Genomic DNA, 17,612 nt, shown 5'->3' with positions numbered 1-17,612 from the left:
GCCAGGTGACGCGCACCGCGACGGCCGGGAGGGGGGCGGATGGCACCGACGGGGAACGACGGCCGCGACGGCTACCTCGCCTTCGTGGAAAGCCACCAACACCGGCTGCTCCGCGCGGCCTACCTGATCTGCGGCAATCGGCACCAGGCCGAGGATCTTCTCCAGGACGCCCTGCTCAAGCTGGCGCTGCGCTGGACGTCGGTCCGGGACGGCGACCCCTCCGCGTACGTGCGGGCCATCCTCTACCGGGACGCGGTGTCGTGGTGGCGTCGCCGCCGACGGGAATGGCTCAGCGCCGCACCGCCGGAGCAGGTGGTCCACGACCGGGACGGCGCGTTGCGGCTGACACTGCACGACGCCTTGGGTCTGCTGCCGCCCCGGCAGCGGGCAGTGCTGGTGCTGCGCTACTACGAGGACCTGACCGAGGTCGCCACCGCCGAGGCGCTCGGGGTGACCGTCGGCACCGTGAAGAGCCAGTGTCATGCCGCGCTGCGCCGACTCCGTGAGGTGGCGCCGGATCTCACCCGCGACGCCCGACCGGGCCAGGGCTCGGCCGATCTGGCCACCGGCGTGGAGGTGAACCCGTGAACGAGCAGGAGCTGCGCCAACTGTTGACCGTCAGCGTCGAGGACGTCCTGCCCAGCCAGCCGGCCACCGCCGGTTGGGATCGGGCTCGACGGACCCGGCGTACCCGACGGGCCGTCGGCGCGGTCGCCCTGGCCGTGGCGCTGGTCGGCGGTGGCACGGTGGCGGTTCTGCGACCGCCCGCCGGTTCACCCCCGGACAGCCCGGTGGCGCCGACCCCGACCGCCGAGCCCACCCACGCCGGTCCCGTGCAGCGGCCACCCGCCGAGCTGACCTTCCCACCCGATCCGCTGGCCCGGCTCAGCGGCCCGGCGACCGTGCGGCTCTCCGAGCGACCGGTCGAGCGGGCGCTCGCGCTGTACCAGCCGTTGGACGAGGAGTCCCACGCCAACGGGCCAGTTCGGGTGCTCGGCAATGACGGCGTGGTGCGCAGTCTCGACGTGGTGACCCTGGCGCCCACGAGGGAAGCGGGCGGCAACGAGGCATCCGCCGTGAAGCCGGGAGTGCTGTCGCCGGACGGCCGATGGGCGGCCTTCGCGCAGACCAACGAGCTCGTCATGGTCGACCTGGTCAGACCGGGCGTACGCCGGATCCCGCTCGACGGCTACCTGGAGCTGGTGGTCTGGTCGGGCGACCGGGTGCTGGTCGGCGGTGACAACCGGACGTACGCGGTGGAGCGGGACTCCGACGCGGCGAGCACCATCGACGTCTCGGCCTGGGACGTGGTCGCACCCGACCCAGCGGCCGGCCGCGAGGCACCCCTGATCGAGATGGTCGGCGAGCGGGGCGGCCTGAAGTTGCGCAGTCGGGACGCCCGCGAGGGCACGGTTCGCTCCGAACAACCGGTCACCAGCTCGGCGCTGCCCTCGCCCTACCAGGTCAACGAGTTCTACGGCCGGGGCTGGCTGCACGGCGCTCGGGTGGTCAGCGCGGCGTGGATCACCAGCGGTGAGCTCGACGGTGCCGAGGGAGTGGCAGTGTTGGACTCCCGCACCGGCGCGGTGGCACACATGCTCGACCTGGGTCGGGACCGGAGCAAAGGCTGCTGCCCCGTGCTGGGCTGGGACAACAGGGGTGCCGTGCTGCTCCGGCTGGACCCGGGCGTCGTGGCGCGATGGAACCCGGAGACCGGCGAGATCACCGGCGTGATCCGCGACCTGACCGGCGTGATTTCCCTGGCCAGTTGAGCCCGTTCCCGCGCGACCGTCGTGGTCACGCGGGAACGGTCGAGGCCGCTCAGGCGGCGAGGCCCTAGAGCGGTCAGGCGGCTAGGCCGCAGAGCGGTCAGGCGGCTAGGCCGCAGAGCGGTCAGGCGGCGAGGCCGCCGGGCTGGTCACCCTTGACGACGGGGGCCCGGACCAGGTTGCCCCACTCGGTCCACGAGCCGTCGTAGTTGCGCACCTGCGGGTAGCCCAGCAGGTACCGCAACACGAACCAGGTGTGACTGGACCGCTCACCGATCCGGCAGTACGCGATCACGTCGTCGTCCGGGCTGAGCCCGAGCTGGTCGGCGTAGATCGCCCGCAGCTCGTCGAACGCCTTGAACGTGCCGTCCTCGTTGGCGGCGGACTTCCACGGCTTGCTGACCGCACCCGGGATGTGCCCGCCACGCAGCGCGCCCTCCTGCGGGTAGTCCGGCATGTGCAGCGTCTCGCCGGTGTACTCACTCGGCGACCTAACGTCGACCAACGGCCGGCCGGCGGCGATGTGCGCCATGACCTGCTCACGGTAGGCGCGAAGCGGCGCGTCGTCCCGCTGCGGCACCGGGTAGTCGGCGCGGGGGCGAGCAGGCTTGTCGCGGGTCACCTCGCGGCCCTCGGCGATCCACTTCTGCCGACCACCGTCGAGCAGTCGCACGTCGGCGTGGCCGAAGAGCGAGAACACCCAGAGGGCGTACGCGGCCCACCAGTTGAAGTTGTCGCCGTAGAAGACGACCGTGTCGCCGCGACCGATGCCCTTCGCAGCGCACAACTCGGCGAAGCTCTTCGCGTCCAGGTAGTCCCGGGTCACCTGGTCGTTCAGCTCCAGGTGCCAGTCGACCTTGACGGCACCGGGGATGTGACCGGATTCGTAGAGCAACACGTCCTCGTCGGACTCGACGACGACGAGGCCCTCGTCGCCCAGGTGCTCGGCCAGCCACTCGGTGGTGACCAGCCGTTGCGGGTCCGCGTACGACTGAAGGCGGGGATCAGGATCGTTCGGCACAGACATGATCCCCAAACTACGCCGCAACCGTGTCCGGTGACCGGCCATCGGGGTGCGACGGGGCGCACGCGAGTTGTCCTCAGGCGCGGCGGTGGGCGATCCGGCCGGCGACCACCGTCACCAGACACGCGCCGTCGACTCCGTGAACCGCGAGGTCGGCACGTCCACCCACGAGCAACGTCGGCGGCACGGCGGCGGACAGCGCCAGCAGGTCACCCCTGTCGGCGGCAGCCCGCAGCGCCGGCTCGGCCAGGTGCTCCACCAACACCGCCGTCACCCCGTTGCGCAGCAGCGCGTGCACCCGCTCGCGCGGGGTGGGCGCTGCCGGCAGCGGCCCGTCGTGCAGCAGACCCGGCCCCAGCGTGCCGGGCCAGCGGCGCACCCGGACGCCCGCGTACGCCTCAACCAACTCGGCCAGCGGGCCGACAGCCTGGATCCGGTCGCCGCCGACCAGCACGGCGTGCTCCGGCACCGGCTCGCCGCCAGGGGTGCGCCGCAGCAGTGGCGCCGTGTGCAGGGTGAGCACGCTCAGTCGACGATCGGCCCGAGCAGCGGACGCTTCGCCGTCACCGTGTCACCGGACGACCGACCGGTCAGCCGCCGCTTCACCCAGGGGGCGAGGTGCTGACCGGCCCAGCGCACGTCGGCGGCACGCGCGGCCAACCACGGCGACGGCGCCGGGTGCGGCGGGACCATCAGCCACTCCTCGTCGCACCCGACCCCGAGGGCGTTCAACACCTGCCCCGCAACCCGTCGGTGGCCGGCCGCGGACAGATGCAACCGATCGGTGCTCCAGAGCATCGGGTTGAGGAACGTGTCGTCTGCGTACAGGTCGACCATGATCGCGCCGTGCCGCTCCGCGGTCTCGCCGACCGCCTGGTTGAGCAACTGCACCCGAGGGGCGACGAGGCGCTGGCCGGGCAGTCGGGCCATCACGTCGGCGAACCGGAAGAGCAGCACGTCCGCACCGCCCGAGCGGAGCTGCCGGACCACCTCGTCGAAGCGGGCAACCAGCGCGTCCGGGTCAAAGGTGCGGCGCAGCACGTCGTTGCCGCCGGCCGCGAAGCTGATCAGGTCGGGCTTCATCGCCACCGCCGCCGGCACCTGCTCGGCGACCACCCCGGGGAAGAGCCGGCCCCGGATGGCCAGGTTCGCGTACCGGAACTCAGGGCCCGCCTCGGCGGCGAGCCGGGTCGCCACCAGGTCCGCCCAACCCCGGTAGGTGCCGTCCGGGTACGCGTCGTCCATGCCCTCGGTGAAACTGTCCCCGACCGCGACAAAACTGCGCCAGCCCACCCGCGTTCCCCTTACGCCGTTCGTTGCCTGCGGCGACCAGTCTGTCACCGGAGGCAGGGCGAACAGTGCCCCGATCGTGCGACGTGGCGGAGGTCATTGGCCGGCGACGCGCGCTGACACGCGGCGAGAGGCGGCTTCCCGGTGTGGGGTGACCCCGCACCGCCGTCAATGGATCGCGCGACGAAATGGTTCGCTCGTCCGATCGGCGCAGCCCTACGCTGCACCCATGCTGCTGCGCATGTCGACCCTGTTGCTGCGAACCCTGCGCGAGGACCCGGCCGACGCGGAGGTGCCGAGCCACCGGCTCCTCCTGCGCGCCGGTTACATCCGTCGCGCCGCACCGGGCGGCTACACGTGGCTGCCGTTGGGCAAGCTGGTGCTGGACCGGATCACCGACGTGGTGCGTGGCGAGCTGTTCGCCATCGGTGACCAGGAGGTGCACTTTCCGGCGTTGCTGCCCGCCGATCCCTATCGGACGAGCGGCCGCTGGGCGGAGTACGGCGACGACATCTTCACCCTCGCCGACCGGCGTGGTGCCGAGCACCTGTTGGCGCCCACCCACGAGGAAATGGCGGCGCTGCTGGTCAAGGACCTGTTCACCTCGTACCGGGACTTCCCGGTGACGCTGTTCCAGGTGCAGACGAAGTTCCGCGACGAGGCCCGGCCCCGGGCCGGTCTGCTGCGCGGTCGGGAGTTCCTGATGAAGGACGCGTACTCCTTCGACCTGGACGATGCGGGGCTGCGGGACGCGTACGCACGGCATCGGGCGGCGTACCGGCGGATCTTCGACCGGTTGGGCCTGGACTACACGGTGGTGCGGGCGATGTCCGGCGCGATGGGCGGGTCGGCGTCGGAGGAGTTCCTGGCGGCGACGCCGGTCGGCGAGGACACCTTCGTGGGCTGCACCTCCTGCGCCTACGCGGCCAACACCGAGGCGGTGATCACCCGGGCGCCGGTTGCCGGTGACCCGGCCGCGCAGCCGGCCGCCATGGTGCACGACACGCCGGAGACTCCGACGATCGCCGGCCTGGTGGAGCTGGCCAACGCCCGCCGGTTGGGTGGTCGGGACGGCTGGACCGCCGCCGACACCCTGAAGAACGTCGTGCTGTCGGTTCGGCAACCGGGCGCGGACCGGGCTGAGCCTCTGGTGATCGGGCTTCCGGGTGACCGGGAGGTCGACCTCAAGCGGGTCGGTGCCGCCCTGCACCCGGCCCAGGTGGCCGTCTTCGAGGAGTGGGCCGACCATCCCGAGCTGGTACGCGGGTACATCGGACCGCAGCTGCTCGACAAGCTGGGCATCCGTTACCTGGTCGATCCGCGGGTGGTGGCCGGCTCGGCCTGGTTGACCGGGGCGAACGAGCCGGGCCGACACGCGACCGACGTGGTGTGCGGACGGGACTTCACGCCCGACGGCACCATCGAGGCGGCCGACGTACGCGCCGGCGACCCCTGCCCCGACTGCGACGCGGGCGAACTGACGATCCGGCGGGGCATCGAGATCGGGCACATCTTCCAGCTCGGGCGCCGGTTCACCGATGCGTTCGCGGTCGACGTGCTCGGGCCGGCCGGGAAGCCGGTCCGGCCGACCATGGGCTGCTATGGCATCGGGGTCTCCCGGGCGGTCGCGGCGATCGCCGAGCAGCACCACGACGATCGGGGGCTGATCTGGCCGGCGGCGATCGCGCCGTGCGACGTACACCTGGTGGTTGCGGGCAAGGGTCCGCAGCTAGACGCGGCCCTGGAGCTCGGCGGGCGCCTCGACGCCGCCGGCCTGCGGGTGCTGGTCGACGACCGCACGCACGTCTCGGCCGGGGTCAAGTTCACCGACGCCGAGCTGATCGGCATCCCCCGGGCCGTCGTGGTCGGCCGCCGACTCGCCGACGGGTACGTCGAACTGCGTGAGCGGGCCGGCGACGCGCGCACCGAACTACCGCTGGACGGCCTGGTCGACCGACTTGTCCATCAGGTGCGCGAGGAACGTGGAAACCTGGTGTAGCTGCCACGTCACGGGGTAGTGCAGTCGGATCGACCGAAGACGTTCGTGGAGGCTTTCATGACCGATTACCGGGTCAGCGACGTGATGACCAAGCAAGTCGTGTATCTGCCGGCGGAGACCACCCTGGACGAGGCGGCCAGGGTGATGAAGGAGGCCGACATCGGTGACGTGGTGGTCACCGACGGCGCCAGCCTCGCCGGCATGCTGACCGATCGGGACATCGTGGTGCGGGCCGTGGCGGAGAACCGTTCCCCTGCGGCCACCACCATCGGCTCGATCGTCACCCGTGAGGTCGTCATGATCGAGCAGCACTGCACGGCGGGTGAGGCGGCGGCGCTGATGCGGGACCGGGGCATCCGGCGGGTGCTGGTCTGTGACACTGATCGCAAGCTGGTCGGCATCGTCTCGCTCGGCGACCTGGCCATGCAGCTCGACCCCACCAGCGCCCTCAGCGAGATCAGCGAGCAGTCGCCCACCGTCTGAGGAGCCCCGCACGGCAGCGGTAGCCTCGACGCATGGCTGATATGCCGGCCCGACTGGCCGAGATCGTCGACGAGTTCGCTGCCGCGCCGCGCGACCTGGTGTTGGAGATGCTCCTGGAGTACGCCGACGTCATCCCGGCGCTGCCGGAGGGCACCGTCGAACGCGAGGGCATGGAGCAGGTGCCGGAGTGTCAGACGTCGTTCTTCCTGCGCGCCAAGGTGACCCCGGAGGGCACCGTGGCGACGATCTTCGACTGCCCGCCGGAGGCGCCCACCACCCGGGCGTTCGCCGGGATCCTCGCCGAAGGGCTGGCCTTGGCGAGCCCGGAGGAGGTGCTGGCCGTTCCGGACGACCTCTACCAGCGGATGGGTCTGGCGCAGGCGATCAGCCCGCTGCGGATACGCGGTGGCACGGCGATCCTGCGCCGGCTCAAGCGTCAGGTGCGGGAACAACTCGGCTGACCGCGGGGTTGGCACCGATCATGGAGATCGAGATCTACGCGGACGTCATCTGCCCGTGGTGCTACATCGGTAAGCGCCGCCTGGATGCGGCCCTCGCCACCTATCCGGGCGAGGTGACGGTCCGCTACCGGCCGTTCCAGCTCGACCCCTCGCCGGTGCCCGAGCCCCTCCCACTGGTGGAGGCGCTGGCCGCGAAGTTCGGCGGCCCCGAGCGCGCCCGGCAGATGGTCGACCACGTGACCCAGGTCGCGGCGAGTGACGGCCTGCAGTTGGACTACGGCCGCGCGGTGATCGCCAACACCTTCGACGCGCACCGGCTGGTCTCCTACGCCAGCGACCACGGGCGGGCCGCCGAGATGGTGGAGGCGCTCTACCAGGCGCACTTCACCCAGGGCGTCGACGTGGGCTCCCGGGAAGCTCTGGCCACCATCGCCGGCGAGATCGGCCTGGACGCGGCCGACGCGCGCCGATTCCTCGATTCCGACGAACGCTCGGCCGACGTCGCCGCCCAGTTGGCCACCGCGCGAGACCTGGGCATCAGCAGCGTGCCGACCTTCATCCTGGCCGGGAAGTACGCGGTCTCCGGTGCTCAGGACACGCAGACGCTGCTTGCCGCGCTCACCGAGGTCGAGCAGCGCGAGGCGGCAGCACACTCACACTGAGTCACTGACCAGCTGGCACCGGCATCGACGACCGTAATGTTTCACGTGCAACGGCATCGATGCCGGTGGCTGGTCACGCCGGCCTGGCCAGGCCTTCCACCACCTGCGCGCCAGGCAGTGCGCCCAGCGCCGGCCCCGGCAACGCGATCTTGCTGTGCCGCACGCCGGACCCGATGATCACGTGCGGTGTGGCGATGACCCGAGCGTCCACCAGGATCGGCCACTGCGCCGGCAGCCCGATCGGGGTGATGCCGCCGTACTCCATGCCGGTCAACTCGACCGCATCGGTCATCGGGGCGAAGCTCGCCTTGCGAACGTCCAGCGCCCGGCGGGCCACCCCGTTCACGTCGGCCCGGGTGGTGGCCAGGACGATGCAGGCCGCGTAGCGGACCACACCCTCACGCTTGCCGGCCACCACGACACAGTTGGCCGACACGTCCAACCCCACCTCGTACGCCGCGCAGAACGCCGCGGTGTCGGCGAGCTCGGCGTCGATCGGCGCAACCAGCACATCGTTGACGTCCACCGGCGCATCGGCGGGCCACTGCGTGATGGCTTCCGCCACCGGCGGGGCGAGCAGGTCGAGGCGAGCGCGGGCCGGTTCGGTCTTCAGCGTTCCCATCACGGGTGCGATCCTCGCATCCGCCACGCTCAACCGCTCGGCGGCTCCCGGAACACCCCCGGACGCCACCGGCCCGGGTCGGGCCGACGCGGTGCTCAACTGCCGGCGAGGAAGGCGTTGTCGCGCATGAAGGAGCGGTCCCGGGCGGCCGCCACCTCCTCTTCGCGCTGGGCCTTGGCGCGTTGCAGCTCCAGGTCCTCCAACGCGTGCCGGACACCCAGCCGGATCACGCCGTAGAGGAAGACGAAACCGAAGACGTAGAGGATCACCGTGGTGACGACAGCGAACATGCCGTCACGGTAAGACGAACGTGAACCGTTGTTGCTCTCATTTCTGCCCGGTTCCCCCGTACGTGTCGACGGTTCCGTGCGGGCGTGTCCGGCAACGGCTCATCCGGACCGCAGCAGGTCCAACACGGTCAGCAGCGCGAAGAACGCGATCACGATCTCGTTGACGATCCAGGCGTGCCCCTCGGCCCATTCCCGCATCCGGGTCAGCGCCCGGGCCGCTTTTCCCCCGAGCAGCAGCAACGCCAGCAGGGGCAGGGCGAGCAGAAGCACGGTGAGCAGCACGAACGGCGCCAGATGCCACCACGGCAGGTCGTGTCGGGCCACGCTCGCCCCGACGGCCGCCATGGTCAGGTCATCGGTGGGCGTCACCACGAAGAGCAGCGCACCCAGGCGCAGCGCCGCACGCGGATCAGCGTGCTCGATGCTCCCCAGCCATCTCGGCGGCCCGGCCCGATTCCGCCGTACCCAGACCACCACGGCCAGGCTGACCAGCAGCGCGAGCACCACCAGGTCGATGGCGGGACCGCGATCGACCCGGCCGGCCACGTCGCTGGCGTCGGTGGCCAGGCCGCCCACCAACCGGGTCAGCACCCAACTCACCGTCACCCCGGCACCGACCACCAGCCCGGCACCGGCCAGGAAGCCCAGCGACGCCGCTCGGGGCCGGTCCGACGAGGCGAGGAAGACCGCCACGACCAATTGGGTGCCGGCGACCATCACCACGGCGAGCGGCAGGATGGTCAGGAAGTTCATCGCCCGCCATCCTCCCGGCCCCACCAGGTCGAACGCGGCCGAATCTCCGGATCACCCGCCCGGTCGCACCCCGGCGCCCACCACGACACGGCCGGCCAGCAGCGCCCCGAGCAGTGCCAGGCCCGCGGCCACCACCAGAGTCAGCGCGTAACTGGCCGGGCCAGGCGCGCTCCCCGCGGCCAGCACGGCACCGGTCAACGCGAGCACGGTCGCCGCGAAGAGGGAATCACCCAGTTGCAACGAAGAGCTGTTGCGGCCCTGCTCACCGGGTGCGGACAACTCCAGGGTGAGCACCGACAGCGACGGATACAGCAGCCCCATGCCGAGACCTGCGACCGCCCAACCGACCACGGCGACGGTCACCGGCAACTCGGGCCGGATGGCCAACGCCACCGTGGCGGTGCCCACCGTGATGCAGCTCAGCCCGACGCGCGGCAGGCTGGCCCGGGAGGCCGGCACCGGGATCCGGCCCTGCACCCAGGAGCCCACCGACCAGGCCAGCGCCCCGACCGTGAGGACCAGCCCGGCAGCGGTCGGCGAGAGGCCCCGCTCCCGGGAGAGCATCAACGGAATGACCACCTCGGCGCCGACGAACGCCGCCGAGGCCAGACCGCGCAACCCGACCACGGTGGGGAGCCCCCGGGCCGCCCGCAGAAACCCGGCCGGCAGCAGGCGCGGGGCACAGACCAGCAGGCCGACCACGGCGAGCACGACCAGCACCAGGCCGAAGCCGCCACGCTGCTGTCCCCCGATGTGCAGCAGTGCGGCGCTCGCCGCGGCCCCGCACGCCCAGGCGATCCGGCCTGCCGCGCCGGCTGGCGGCCGGGTCGCCGCGCTCCGCCCCAGCGACCGCAGGCCGGGATGGATCAGCAGCACCGCCGGCACGGCCACCGCCGGCACCGCGAGGAAAACCCACCGCCAGCCCAGGTGCTCCACGATCAGCCCGGCCACCGCCGGCCCGACCAGCGACGGTACGACCCACGCCGCCGCGAAAGCCGCGAAGATCCGCCGATGCAGCTCCTGCGGGTACGCCTGCCCGACGATCACGTAGAGCGCCACCGAGAGCAGCCCGGAGCCGAACCCCTGCACCACCCGCCCGACGACCAACACACCCATCACCTGGGCGGTCCCGGCGATCAACAACCCGACCACGAACCAGGCGACCCCGTGCCACATCGGCCCCCGAGGCCCACGGGCGTCGCACCAGATACCCGAGACCACCATGGCCAGCACGCCCGTGGCGAACGGGCCACCGAACGCGATCCCGTACAGCGCGAGCCCGTCCAGGTTGCGGGCAACGGTCGGCATCGCCGTACCGACCGCCAACGCCTCGAACGCGAGCAACGAGATCAACGCGACGCTGCCCACCGTCATCGCTCGCAAGCGGGGTGCGAACAGCCCCGGTGGGGCCGGTACGGCGGTGGCGGCGACTGTGCTCGGCATGCGCCGAGCATGCGACCTCAACCCGGATTCATGTCAATCGCCGGTGACCCGGCTCTCGTCACGCGTCCTGCAGCGCCTCCCCGACCCCGCGCACCAGTCCGGAAAAATGTTGGTCTGCCAGCAGGTGACCAGCGGTGATCACGAGAGCGATCGGCCACTCGATGACCTGGAGTGCGGCGAGCACCCCCAGCCCGGCGTAGTAGACGACCTTGTCCGGTGGCGGCACCGCCACCTCGCCCAGCACCGGTAGATCCACCCGCCGGTTGTACATCCGGACGTTCTCGTGCGATCCGTTGAGATGTCGCGTCAGCGTGCTCAATCCGGCCTCCCCATGTCCGGTGATGGTCGTCGGATTCCACAGCCCACCTCGTCCATGCGTCTCCAGCGACCGAAAGTTCCTCCACTGGAGGGGCATAACGGACGACAGGTCGGGAAGCCAGGCCGCCGGACGTGAGCGGTGGGAGGGACGAGATGGCCAAGGTCAGAACCAGCAGCAACCGGGAGCCGGGCCAGCGTCCGTCCAGCCGTACGCCTCGATGACGGCGGCGGGTCGCGCGGCCGGCCGCATCCTGCCGTCCTTCGGCGTGCCACACCTGCTCGGTGAGGCGTCCCGGACCGTCGGCTCGGCCGCGACCCGGCTGGCCCGGACGGCCGGGCTGACACGGCGTCGGGTCTGGTCCCGGCCGGGCCGGCATCACATCGAGGTACACGGCGTCTGCCAGGACGGCGGAAACCAGCTGGCACGTCAGGTGGAGGGCGCGCTGGAGCGGATGCCCGGGGTGGCCTGGGCCCGGGTCAACGCCCCATCCGGCCGGGTGGTGGTTGCCGTCCAGACCCCCGAGCCGCCGCTGCGCGACCTGATTGCCACGATCAGCCGCATCGAGGGGACCTGCGACCACGAACCCGATCCGGAGATCCCACCACCGCACCCGCCGGAGGAGGGGCCGCGCACCCCTCGCACCCTCGGCGCACTCGCCTCGGACGCGCTGGGCCTGACCATCTCGGCGGCCACCCGGATCCTGCCGTTCGCGCCTCTGCCCGGTGAGGTGGCCGGCGTGCTCTCCGCGGTGGATCTGCAACCGAAGCTGCACAAATTCATCGGGAAACGACTGCGCTCAGACCCGCGCGCCGACATCCTCTTTCCGCTGGCCGAGGCGGTGGTGCAGGGCTTGACCGGCCGCTGGACGGGGATCGTCCTGGACGGCGCACAACGGATCGTGCAGTGGGGTGAGGATCGGGCCCAACTCTCCGCCTGGGAAAAGGCCGAGCCACGGCTGACCGGCGACGCCGAACGGGCCACCGCCCGCTGGCCGGTGATCGAACGTCCCCTGCCGAAGCCGGACGGCCCGGTCGAGCGGTACGTCAACCGCATGCTCGCCGCCGGTGCGGCCGCCGGTGTGGCGGCGATGCCGTTCGCCGGGCCGAAACGGGCCACCGCGTTGGGCCTGTCCACGCTGCCCAAGGCTCCCGGCAGCGGACGCGAGGGGTACGCCGCCCAGCTCGGCCGGATGCTGGCCCGGCGCGGAGTGATCGCGATGGACCGCGGTGTGCTGCGGGAGCTGGACCGGATCGACACGCTCGTGCTGGACGCCGCAGTGCTCGGGTCGGACCGGGGCGTGCTGGCCGATCTGGCACCGGCGCCCGGAGCCGACGTCGACCAGGTGGCGGAGCGTGCCTTCGCGCTGTTCGACCCGGACGATCCGACCGCGTTCCGTAGCGCGGACGGCTGGCAGCTCGGACCGTTGGATCAGCTGCCCGCGAGTGACCCGGGCGCCGTCCCGGAGGGTGACCGGCTGCAGTCCGCCGGCGGCCAGCTACTCGGCCTCGCCCACGGTGACCGACTCGCCGCACTGCTGCGGGTCGAGCCGGAACCCGCACCGGGCGTCGATGGCCTGCCGGCCGCCGCCCGACACGCCGGCCTGCGGCTCGTCGTGGCCGGCGGTGACGAGCAGCGGTACGGCTTCGCCGACGCGATGCTGCCCGGCGGGGACCGGCTGGCCGAGTCGGTGCGCACTCTGCAGCGCGACGGCGCGGTGGTGATGCTGGTTTCCGCGGACCGGAAGGCGTTGGGCGCGTCCGACTGCGGTCTCGGGTTCGCCGCGCCGGAGGAGCTGCCGCCGTGGGGGGCACATCTGCTGGTCGGTGCCGACCTGCGGGTCGTGGCCTTGGTGATCGAGGCGACCGGGGTTGCCCGGCGGACGGCCCAGCAGAACATCCGCCTGGCCATGGCGGGTACCGGTCTCGGGGCGCTTGGCGCGTTCACCGCCCCACCGACCGAGTTGCCCCACCGGGCGCTCGTCGCGGTCAACGGAGCGGCCGGCCTGGCCTTCGCGAACGGGGTGTGGCAGGCCCGTCGACTGCACGACCAGTCGGACACCCCGGCGCCCGTGGCGACCGCCTGGCACCTGATGCCCGTCAGCACCGTGCTGGACCAGCTGCGCACCACGCCGGACGGTCTGGCCAGCACGGAGGCGCAGCGCCGGCAGCACAGCGCCGGGGGGAACGGTGATGCCGGCGCCGGACGTGGTGGTCTGCTGCGTGCCTTCGTGGAGGAGTTGTCCAACCCGCTGACCCCGGTGCTGGCCGCCGGGGCGGTGCTCTCCGCGTCGTTCGGTTCGCTCGTCGACGCCGCGCTGGTGGGCAGCGTGGTTGGTGGGTCTGCCCTGATCGGGGCGGTGCACGAGCGCAACACGGAAAGGTCCCTGGCGGAGTTGTTGTCCCGTTCGGCGGTGACCGCGCGGGTCCGCCGGGACAGCGCCGAGCAGGTTCTCGCCGCCGAGGACCTGGTCGTCGGGGACGTCATCGCCCTCGAACCAGGTGACTCGGTGCCCGCCGACTGCCGCGTACTCGAGTCGGTGGGTCTGGAGGCGGACGAATCATCGTTGACCGGCGAGTCGCTGCCGGTTGCCAAGTCCAACCGACCGGTGGTGGCCGCCGCCATCGCCGACCGGCACTCGATGTTGTACGACGGCACCACCGTCGCCGCCGGGCACGGCACTGCCGTGGTGGTGGCGACCGGCAGCGACACCGAGGCGGGACGCAGCCTTGCGCTGGTTCGGCAGGCCCCACCAACCAGTGGGGTGGAAGCCCGGCTCGGCTCATTGACCAGCGCGGCCATCCCGTTGGCCGCCGGTTCTGCGGTGGCGGTGGCCGGGGCGGGTCTGCTTCGGGGCGTACCCCTGGCCGAAACGGCGGCGACCGCCGCGAACCTCGCCGTGGCGTCGGTGCCGGAGGGGCTGCCGTTCCTGGTCAGTGCGGCGCAGTTGGCCGCCGCCCGGCGGCTGGCCGAGCACGGCGCGTTGGTCCGCAACCCGCGAACCATCGAGGCGCTGGGTCGGGTGGATGTGCTCTGCTTCGACAAGACCGGCACCCTCACCGAGGGCAAGTTGCTGCTCGCCGGGGTCGGCGACAGCGTCGGCGACCGGTACGCCCCGGTGGACCGGCTGGATGACCGCCTCCAGTTGACGCTGGCCGCTGCCCTGCGGGCCACTCCCGCCGCGGCCGACCCGGAGGAGTTGGCGTTGCAGACCGACCGGGCGGTCCGGCGGGGTGCTGGAGTGGCCGGGGTGGTGGAGCAGACCGGTGCCGCCGGTTGGCGGGCTGCGGGCGGGCTGCCGTTCGAGCCGTCCCGCGGCTATCACGCGAGCATCGGAGAGACCGACGGTCACCTGTTGTTGAGTGTCAAGGGTGCCCCGGAGACCGTGCTGCCGCGCTGTTCGGCCCGGCGCACCGACGGCATTCAGGAGCCACTGGACGACGCCGGCCGCGCGGAGTTGGAGCGGATGCTCTCCGATCGGGCCGGGGCGGGCAACCGGATCCTGGCGGTCGCCGAGTGCCAGGTGGACGACCCGAAGGTGACCGACTCGGACGTGCGTGGGCTGACCTTCGTTGGTTTCCTGGCCCTCGCGGACGGGGTCCGGGAGAGCGCTGCTCCAGCGGTACGCCGGATCCGGCAGGCCGGTGTGCACACCATCATGATCACCGGCGATCATCCGGCGACCGCCGAGGCGATTGCCGCCACCATCAGTGAGCACGACGAGCAGCGGGTGGTCACCGCCGGGGAGCTCGACCAACTGGACGACGACGCGCTCGCCGAGCGGTTGGCCAACACCGACGTGGTGGCCCGCTGCACCCCAGCCCACAAGGTGCGGATCATCCAGGCGTTGCAGAAGTGCGGGCGGACCGTGGCGATGACCGGCGACGGTGCCAACGACGCCCCGGCGATCCGGCTGGCCGATGTCGGCATCGCCCTCGGCCAACGGGGCACCCCGGCCGCGCGCGCCGCAGCCGACCTGGTGGTCACCGACGACCGGCTGGAAACCATCATCGCGACCCTGATCGAAGGGCGGGCGATGTGGTCGTCGGTGCGGCACGCGCTCAGCATCCTGGTCGGCGGCAACCTCGGCGAGATCGCGTTCAGTGTGCTCACCGCCGCGGCGACCGGCCGCTCCGCGCTCACCGGACGACAACTGCTGCTGGTCAACCTGCTCACCGACCTGGCGCCGGCGCTGGCCATCGCGGTCCGGCCCCCCGCGTCCGACCGCACCGACGCGCTGCTCCGCGAGGGCCCGGACACGGCGCTCGGCGAGAGCCTCACCCGGGAGATCGGGCTGCGGGCGGCAGCCACCACGCTGGGCGCGACCGCGGGCTGGACGTTGGCCCGGTACACCGGACGTCGCCAGCGGGCCGGAACGGTCGCTCTGGTCTCCCTGGTCGGCACCCAACTCGGGCAGACCATCCTGGCCGGTGGCACCAGCCCGGCCGTGCTGGCCTCCACGGCGGCGTCACTGGGCGTGCTCGTCGTGGTGGTGCAGACGCCGGGCGTGAGCCAGTTCTTCGGCTGCACCCCGCTCGGGCCGGTCGGCTGGACCATCGGGGCCGGGTCGGCGCTCGGCGCCACCTTCGCCAACGGAGCGCTGACCAAGCTGATGGAACATCTCCCGGAGGCCCGTCCGCCCAACTCCACGGGTGCGGTCGCCGAGGGCTGACCCGCATGCCGACGCCTCACCGGGGTACCGGAGCCGGAGGAGGTGGGCACGATGGCGGAGCAACCGCAGGTGACGTTCATTGGTACCGCGACGACGGTGCTGCGGATCGGCGGCTTCACCCTGCTGACCGACCCCAACTTCCTGCACCGGGGTCAGCGGGCGTACCTCGGCAAGGGGTTGTGGTCGCGCCGACGCACGGACCCGGCGCTGCGGATCGCCCAGCTCCCAGAGCTGGACGCGGTGGTCCTCTCCCACCTGCACGGCGACCACTTCGACCGGGTGGCCCGCCGGGAACTGGACCGCGAGCTGCCCATCGTCACCACCCCCGCAGCGGAACGAAAGCTGACTCGCTGGGGCTTCCGGGCCGCCCAGGGCCTGCCGACCTGGTCGTCCCGGGAGCTGCACCGCGACGGTACGACCCTGCGTCTGACCTCGATGCCCGGCCAGCACGGCCCGGGCGCGCTGGACCGGCTGATGCCCGACGTGATGGGCACGATGATCGACGTGGAGCGCTCCGGGCGGCGGGAGTTCCGCCTCTACGTCACCGGTGACACCCTCAACCGGCCGCTGCTCACCGCCATCCCCGAACGCTACCCGGACATCGACGCGATGCTGATCCACCTCGGCGGCACGAAGGTCGCCGGGATCCTGCTCACCATGGACGCCCACCAGGGTGCGGACCTGGTGGAGCTGATCCGTCCGCAGCTGACCGTCCCGATCCACTACGACGACTACCCGGTCTTCCGCTCCCCACTGGCGCACTTCGTCGACGAGGCCCGCCGCCGTGGCTGGGTCCAACAGGTCCGCACCATCGCGCGCGGTGAGACCGTCCCGCTCACTCCGCCCGCCTGACCGCACTGCCAGTCCCGGCAGCCGAACTGCCGGCACAGGTCGCCGGACTACGCGAATCGCCGCCGACCGGCGAACCGGCGGCGGCGATCATTGACAGGTACGACGGTCGGTCAGCTGCGCTCGGAGATGGCCTCGATGAGGTCGCCCACGGGGCGTTCCGGCAGGGACCGGGCCACGTCGGCGACGGCCACGATGCCCACCAGCTCGTGGCCATCGATCACCGGCAGTCGGCGTACCTTGTGCTGGCCCATGGTGCGCAGGATCTCGGCCGCCTCGTCGTCCGCGCCGATGGTCACCGCCTCGCCCTGGGCCAGCTCACCAGCGGTCACGTTGGCCGGGTCACGGCCCTCGGCCAGCACCTTCACCACGATGTCGCGGTCGGTCAGCATGCCCTTGAGCCGGTTGTCGTCGCCACAGATCGGCAGGGCGCCGACCCCCAGCTCCGCCATCCGCTTCGCGGCCGACTTCAGGTCGTCCTGCTCGCGGACACAGGTCACGTCGTTCGTCATGATCTCGCGTGCCGTAGGCATTGGTAAGACACCTCACTTCCCGGGGGGTTGTTGCCGTTTCTCCTACCCCGGTCGGCTCCTGCCATGCCGCCCGCCGTGTCGTCACGGCTCGTCGGAGCGGAAAGGGTCCCGAGCCGGTCCCTGTTCGGCCCAACAGAGGCCGCCACGGAACTCCACCCCCGGAACATCGTCGGCAAGTTGGCTGATGTCCACCATGTTCGCCAGAGAGGTGGCGAGGTCCGAGCGAAGCTCCTCTACCGCCGTCTCCAGGTCGTCTTCCTCGGTGGACCAGTCGATGTCGGCCGCACGTAGGTCGGCGACCGCGTGACCGGTGACCGCCGCCGGGTCGGTGACGAGCACCTCAACCCGGCAGTAGATGTGCATGGTGACGGGTGCTGACTGTTCGTCCATACACACACCTTGGCCGGACGCGGCAGGGCGGGGAAGACCGGGCTCCAGCGTGGGGG

The 17,612-nt window shown here is 71.8% G+C and carries 18 protein-coding genes; 8 read left to right on the top strand and 10 right to left on the bottom strand.

Annotation, left to right across the window (positions count from 1 at the left end; all coding sequences use genetic code 11):
* The first annotated feature begins 39 nt into the window (after nucleotides 1–39).
* Both JOD64_RS14485 and JOD64_RS14480 read left to right on the top strand, forming a co-directional pair.
* Nucleotides 40–588 carry a SigE family RNA polymerase sigma factor gene (locus JOD64_RS14485; protein WP_204942712.1) on the top strand — a complete coding sequence of 183 codons (549 nt, stop codon included), beginning with the start codon at nucleotides 40–42 and terminating at the stop codon, nucleotides 586–588.
* Nucleotides 585–1,772 (top strand): hypothetical protein, encoded by a 1,188-nt coding sequence (locus JOD64_RS14480; RefSeq protein WP_204942711.1) that lies wholly within the window; start codon nucleotides 585–587, stop codon nucleotides 1,770–1,772. The genes JOD64_RS14485 and JOD64_RS14480 overlap by 4 nt, the downstream gene beginning before the upstream one ends.
* 121 nt (nucleotides 1,773–1,893) lie before the next feature.
* Here JOD64_RS14480 and JOD64_RS14475 read toward each other — a convergent pair whose 3' ends face one another.
* From JOD64_RS14475 to JOD64_RS14465, 3 genes are all read right to left on the bottom strand, one after another.
* Nucleotides 1,894–2,796, bottom strand: coding sequence for a sulfurtransferase (locus JOD64_RS14475; RefSeq protein WP_204942710.1), 903 nt, complete (start codon nucleotides 2,794–2,796; stop codon nucleotides 1,894–1,896).
* A gap of 73 nt (nucleotides 2,797–2,869) precedes the next feature.
* Entirely contained in the window at nucleotides 2,870–3,316 is a 447-nt protein-coding gene (locus JOD64_RS14470; RefSeq protein WP_204942709.1) for an imidazolonepropionase-like domain-containing protein, read from the bottom strand.
* 2 nt (nucleotides 3,317–3,318) lie between these two features.
* Nucleotides 3,319–4,086: an SGNH/GDSL hydrolase family protein gene (locus JOD64_RS14465; protein WP_204942708.1), complete on the bottom strand. Its 768-nt coding sequence runs from the start codon at nucleotides 4,084–4,086 to the stop codon at nucleotides 3,319–3,321.
* A gap of 226 nt (nucleotides 4,087–4,312) precedes the next feature.
* Between JOD64_RS14465 and JOD64_RS14460 the strand changes: the two genes are divergently transcribed.
* The 4 genes from JOD64_RS14460 to JOD64_RS14445 are packed head-to-tail and all read left to right on the top strand — an operon-like array spanning nucleotide 4,313 to nucleotide 7,688.
* Nucleotides 4,313–6,082, top strand: a complete 1,770-nt coding sequence (locus JOD64_RS14460) for a proline--tRNA ligase (protein ID WP_204942707.1) — start codon at nucleotides 4,313–4,315, stop codon at nucleotides 6,080–6,082.
* Nucleotides 6,083–6,139: 57 nt separating this feature from the next.
* The gene (locus JOD64_RS14455; protein WP_204942706.1) at nucleotides 6,140–6,565 is read left to right on the top strand and encodes a CBS domain-containing protein; all 426 of its coding nucleotides are present in this window, start codon (nucleotides 6,140–6,142) and stop codon (nucleotides 6,563–6,565) included.
* Nucleotides 6,566–6,597: 32 nt separating this feature from the next.
* Entirely contained in the window at nucleotides 6,598–7,026 is a 429-nt protein-coding gene (locus JOD64_RS14450; protein WP_204942705.1) for a SufE family protein, read from the top strand.
* A gap of 20 nt (nucleotides 7,027–7,046) precedes the next feature.
* Complete coding sequence (locus tag JOD64_RS14445) at nucleotides 7,047–7,688, top strand: DsbA family oxidoreductase (RefSeq protein WP_204942704.1); 642 nt, start codon at nucleotides 7,047–7,049, stop codon at nucleotides 7,686–7,688.
* A 73-nt stretch (nucleotides 7,689–7,761) separates the two neighbouring features.
* On the opposite strand, the gene JOD64_RS14440 is transcribed toward JOD64_RS14445, so the two are convergent.
* The 5 genes from JOD64_RS14440 to JOD64_RS14420 form a co-directional block, all read right to left on the bottom strand.
* Nucleotides 7,762–8,310: a YbaK/EbsC family protein gene (locus JOD64_RS14440; protein WP_204942703.1), complete on the bottom strand. Its 549-nt coding sequence runs from the start codon at nucleotides 8,308–8,310 to the stop codon at nucleotides 7,762–7,764.
* Nucleotides 8,311–8,405: 95 nt separating this feature from the next.
* Complete coding sequence (locus JOD64_RS14435; RefSeq protein ID WP_204942702.1) at nucleotides 8,406–8,600, bottom strand: hypothetical protein; 195 nt, start codon at nucleotides 8,598–8,600, stop codon at nucleotides 8,406–8,408.
* A gap of 99 nt (nucleotides 8,601–8,699) precedes the next feature.
* Nucleotides 8,700–9,353 (bottom strand): GAP family protein, encoded by a 654-nt coding sequence (locus JOD64_RS14430; protein ID WP_204942701.1) that lies wholly within the window; start codon nucleotides 9,351–9,353, stop codon nucleotides 8,700–8,702.
* 51 nt (nucleotides 9,354–9,404) lie between these two features.
* Nucleotides 9,405–10,796, bottom strand: a complete 1,392-nt coding sequence (locus JOD64_RS14425; RefSeq protein ID WP_204942700.1) for an MFS transporter — start codon at nucleotides 10,794–10,796, stop codon at nucleotides 9,405–9,407.
* Between the two features lie 58 nt (nucleotides 10,797–10,854).
* A complete protein-coding gene (locus tag JOD64_RS14420; RefSeq protein ID WP_204942699.1) occupies nucleotides 10,855–11,115 on the bottom strand; it encodes a hypothetical protein in 261 nt (86 codons plus the stop codon).
* A 217-nt stretch (nucleotides 11,116–11,332) separates the two neighbouring features.
* Here JOD64_RS14420 and JOD64_RS14415 point away from each other — a divergent pair, with 217 nt between their 5' ends.
* Nucleotides 11,333–15,784: a cation-translocating P-type ATPase gene (locus JOD64_RS14415; RefSeq protein ID WP_204942698.1), complete on the top strand. Its 4,452-nt coding sequence runs from the start codon at nucleotides 11,333–11,335 to the stop codon at nucleotides 15,782–15,784.
* A gap of 51 nt (nucleotides 15,785–15,835) precedes the next feature.
* Nucleotides 15,836–16,636, top strand: a complete 801-nt coding sequence (locus tag JOD64_RS14410) for an MBL fold metallo-hydrolase (RefSeq protein WP_204942697.1) — start codon at nucleotides 15,836–15,838, stop codon at nucleotides 16,634–16,636.
* Nucleotides 16,637–16,746: 110 nt separating this feature from the next.
* On the opposite strand, the gene JOD64_RS14405 is transcribed toward JOD64_RS14410, so the two are convergent.
* Together JOD64_RS14405 and JOD64_RS14400 are read right to left on the bottom strand one after the other, a co-directional pair.
* On the bottom strand, nucleotides 16,747–17,166 hold the full coding sequence (locus tag JOD64_RS14405) for a CBS domain-containing protein (protein WP_204942696.1): 420 nt from the start codon (nucleotides 17,164–17,166) through the stop codon (nucleotides 16,747–16,749).
* A gap of 81 nt (nucleotides 17,167–17,247) precedes the next feature.
* A complete protein-coding gene (locus JOD64_RS14400) occupies nucleotides 17,248–17,556 on the bottom strand; it encodes a hypothetical protein (protein WP_239559517.1) in 309 nt (102 codons plus the stop codon).
* Nucleotides 17,557–17,612: the final 56 nt, after the last annotated feature.

This window comes from Micromonospora luteifusca, from assembly GCF_016907275.1.
Taxonomy (GTDB): domain Bacteria; phylum Actinomycetota; class Actinomycetes; order Mycobacteriales; family Micromonosporaceae; genus Micromonospora; species Micromonospora luteifusca.
Note: the sequence above shows the minus strand (reverse complement) of the source record. Positions and strands in the feature narration are given on the sequence as shown.

Excerpts from the sequence above, each read along its gene's own strand:
- JOD64_RS14400 (WP_239559517.1), bottom strand. The coding sequence starts at position 17,556 with ATGGACGAACAGTCAGCACCCGTCACCATGCACATCTACTGCCGGGTT.
- JOD64_RS14440 (WP_204942703.1), bottom strand. The coding sequence starts at position 8,310 with ATGGGAACGCTGAAGACCGAACCGGCCCGCGCTCGCCTCGACCTGCTC.
- JOD64_RS14415 (WP_204942698.1), top strand. The coding sequence starts at position 11,333 with ATGACGGCGGCGGGTCGCGCGGCCGGCCGCATCCTGCCGTCCTTCGGC.
- JOD64_RS14445 (WP_204942704.1), top strand. The coding sequence starts at position 7,047 with ATGGAGATCGAGATCTACGCGGACGTCATCTGCCCGTGGTGCTACATC.
- JOD64_RS14485 (WP_204942712.1), top strand. The coding sequence starts at position 40 with ATGGCACCGACGGGGAACGACGGCCGCGACGGCTACCTCGCCTTCGTG.
- JOD64_RS14425 (WP_204942700.1), bottom strand. The coding sequence starts at position 10,796 with ATGCCGAGCACAGTCGCCGCCACCGCCGTACCGGCCCCACCGGGGCTG.
- JOD64_RS14450 (WP_204942705.1), top strand. The coding sequence starts at position 6,598 with ATGGCTGATATGCCGGCCCGACTGGCCGAGATCGTCGACGAGTTCGCT.
- JOD64_RS14410 (WP_204942697.1), top strand. The coding sequence starts at position 15,836 with ATGGCGGAGCAACCGCAGGTGACGTTCATTGGTACCGCGACGACGGTG.
- JOD64_RS14405 (WP_204942696.1), bottom strand. The coding sequence starts at position 17,166 with ATGCCTACGGCACGCGAGATCATGACGAACGACGTGACCTGTGTCCGC.
- JOD64_RS14435 (WP_204942702.1), bottom strand. The coding sequence starts at position 8,600 with ATGTTCGCTGTCGTCACCACGGTGATCCTCTACGTCTTCGGTTTCGTC.
- JOD64_RS14460 (WP_204942707.1), top strand. The coding sequence starts at position 4,313 with ATGCTGCTGCGCATGTCGACCCTGTTGCTGCGAACCCTGCGCGAGGAC.
- JOD64_RS14430 (WP_204942701.1), bottom strand. The coding sequence starts at position 9,353 with ATGAACTTCCTGACCATCCTGCCGCTCGCCGTGGTGATGGTCGCCGGC.
- JOD64_RS14475 (WP_204942710.1), bottom strand. The coding sequence starts at position 2,796 with ATGTCTGTGCCGAACGATCCTGATCCCCGCCTTCAGTCGTACGCGGAC.
- JOD64_RS14455 (WP_204942706.1), top strand. The coding sequence starts at position 6,140 with ATGACCGATTACCGGGTCAGCGACGTGATGACCAAGCAAGTCGTGTAT.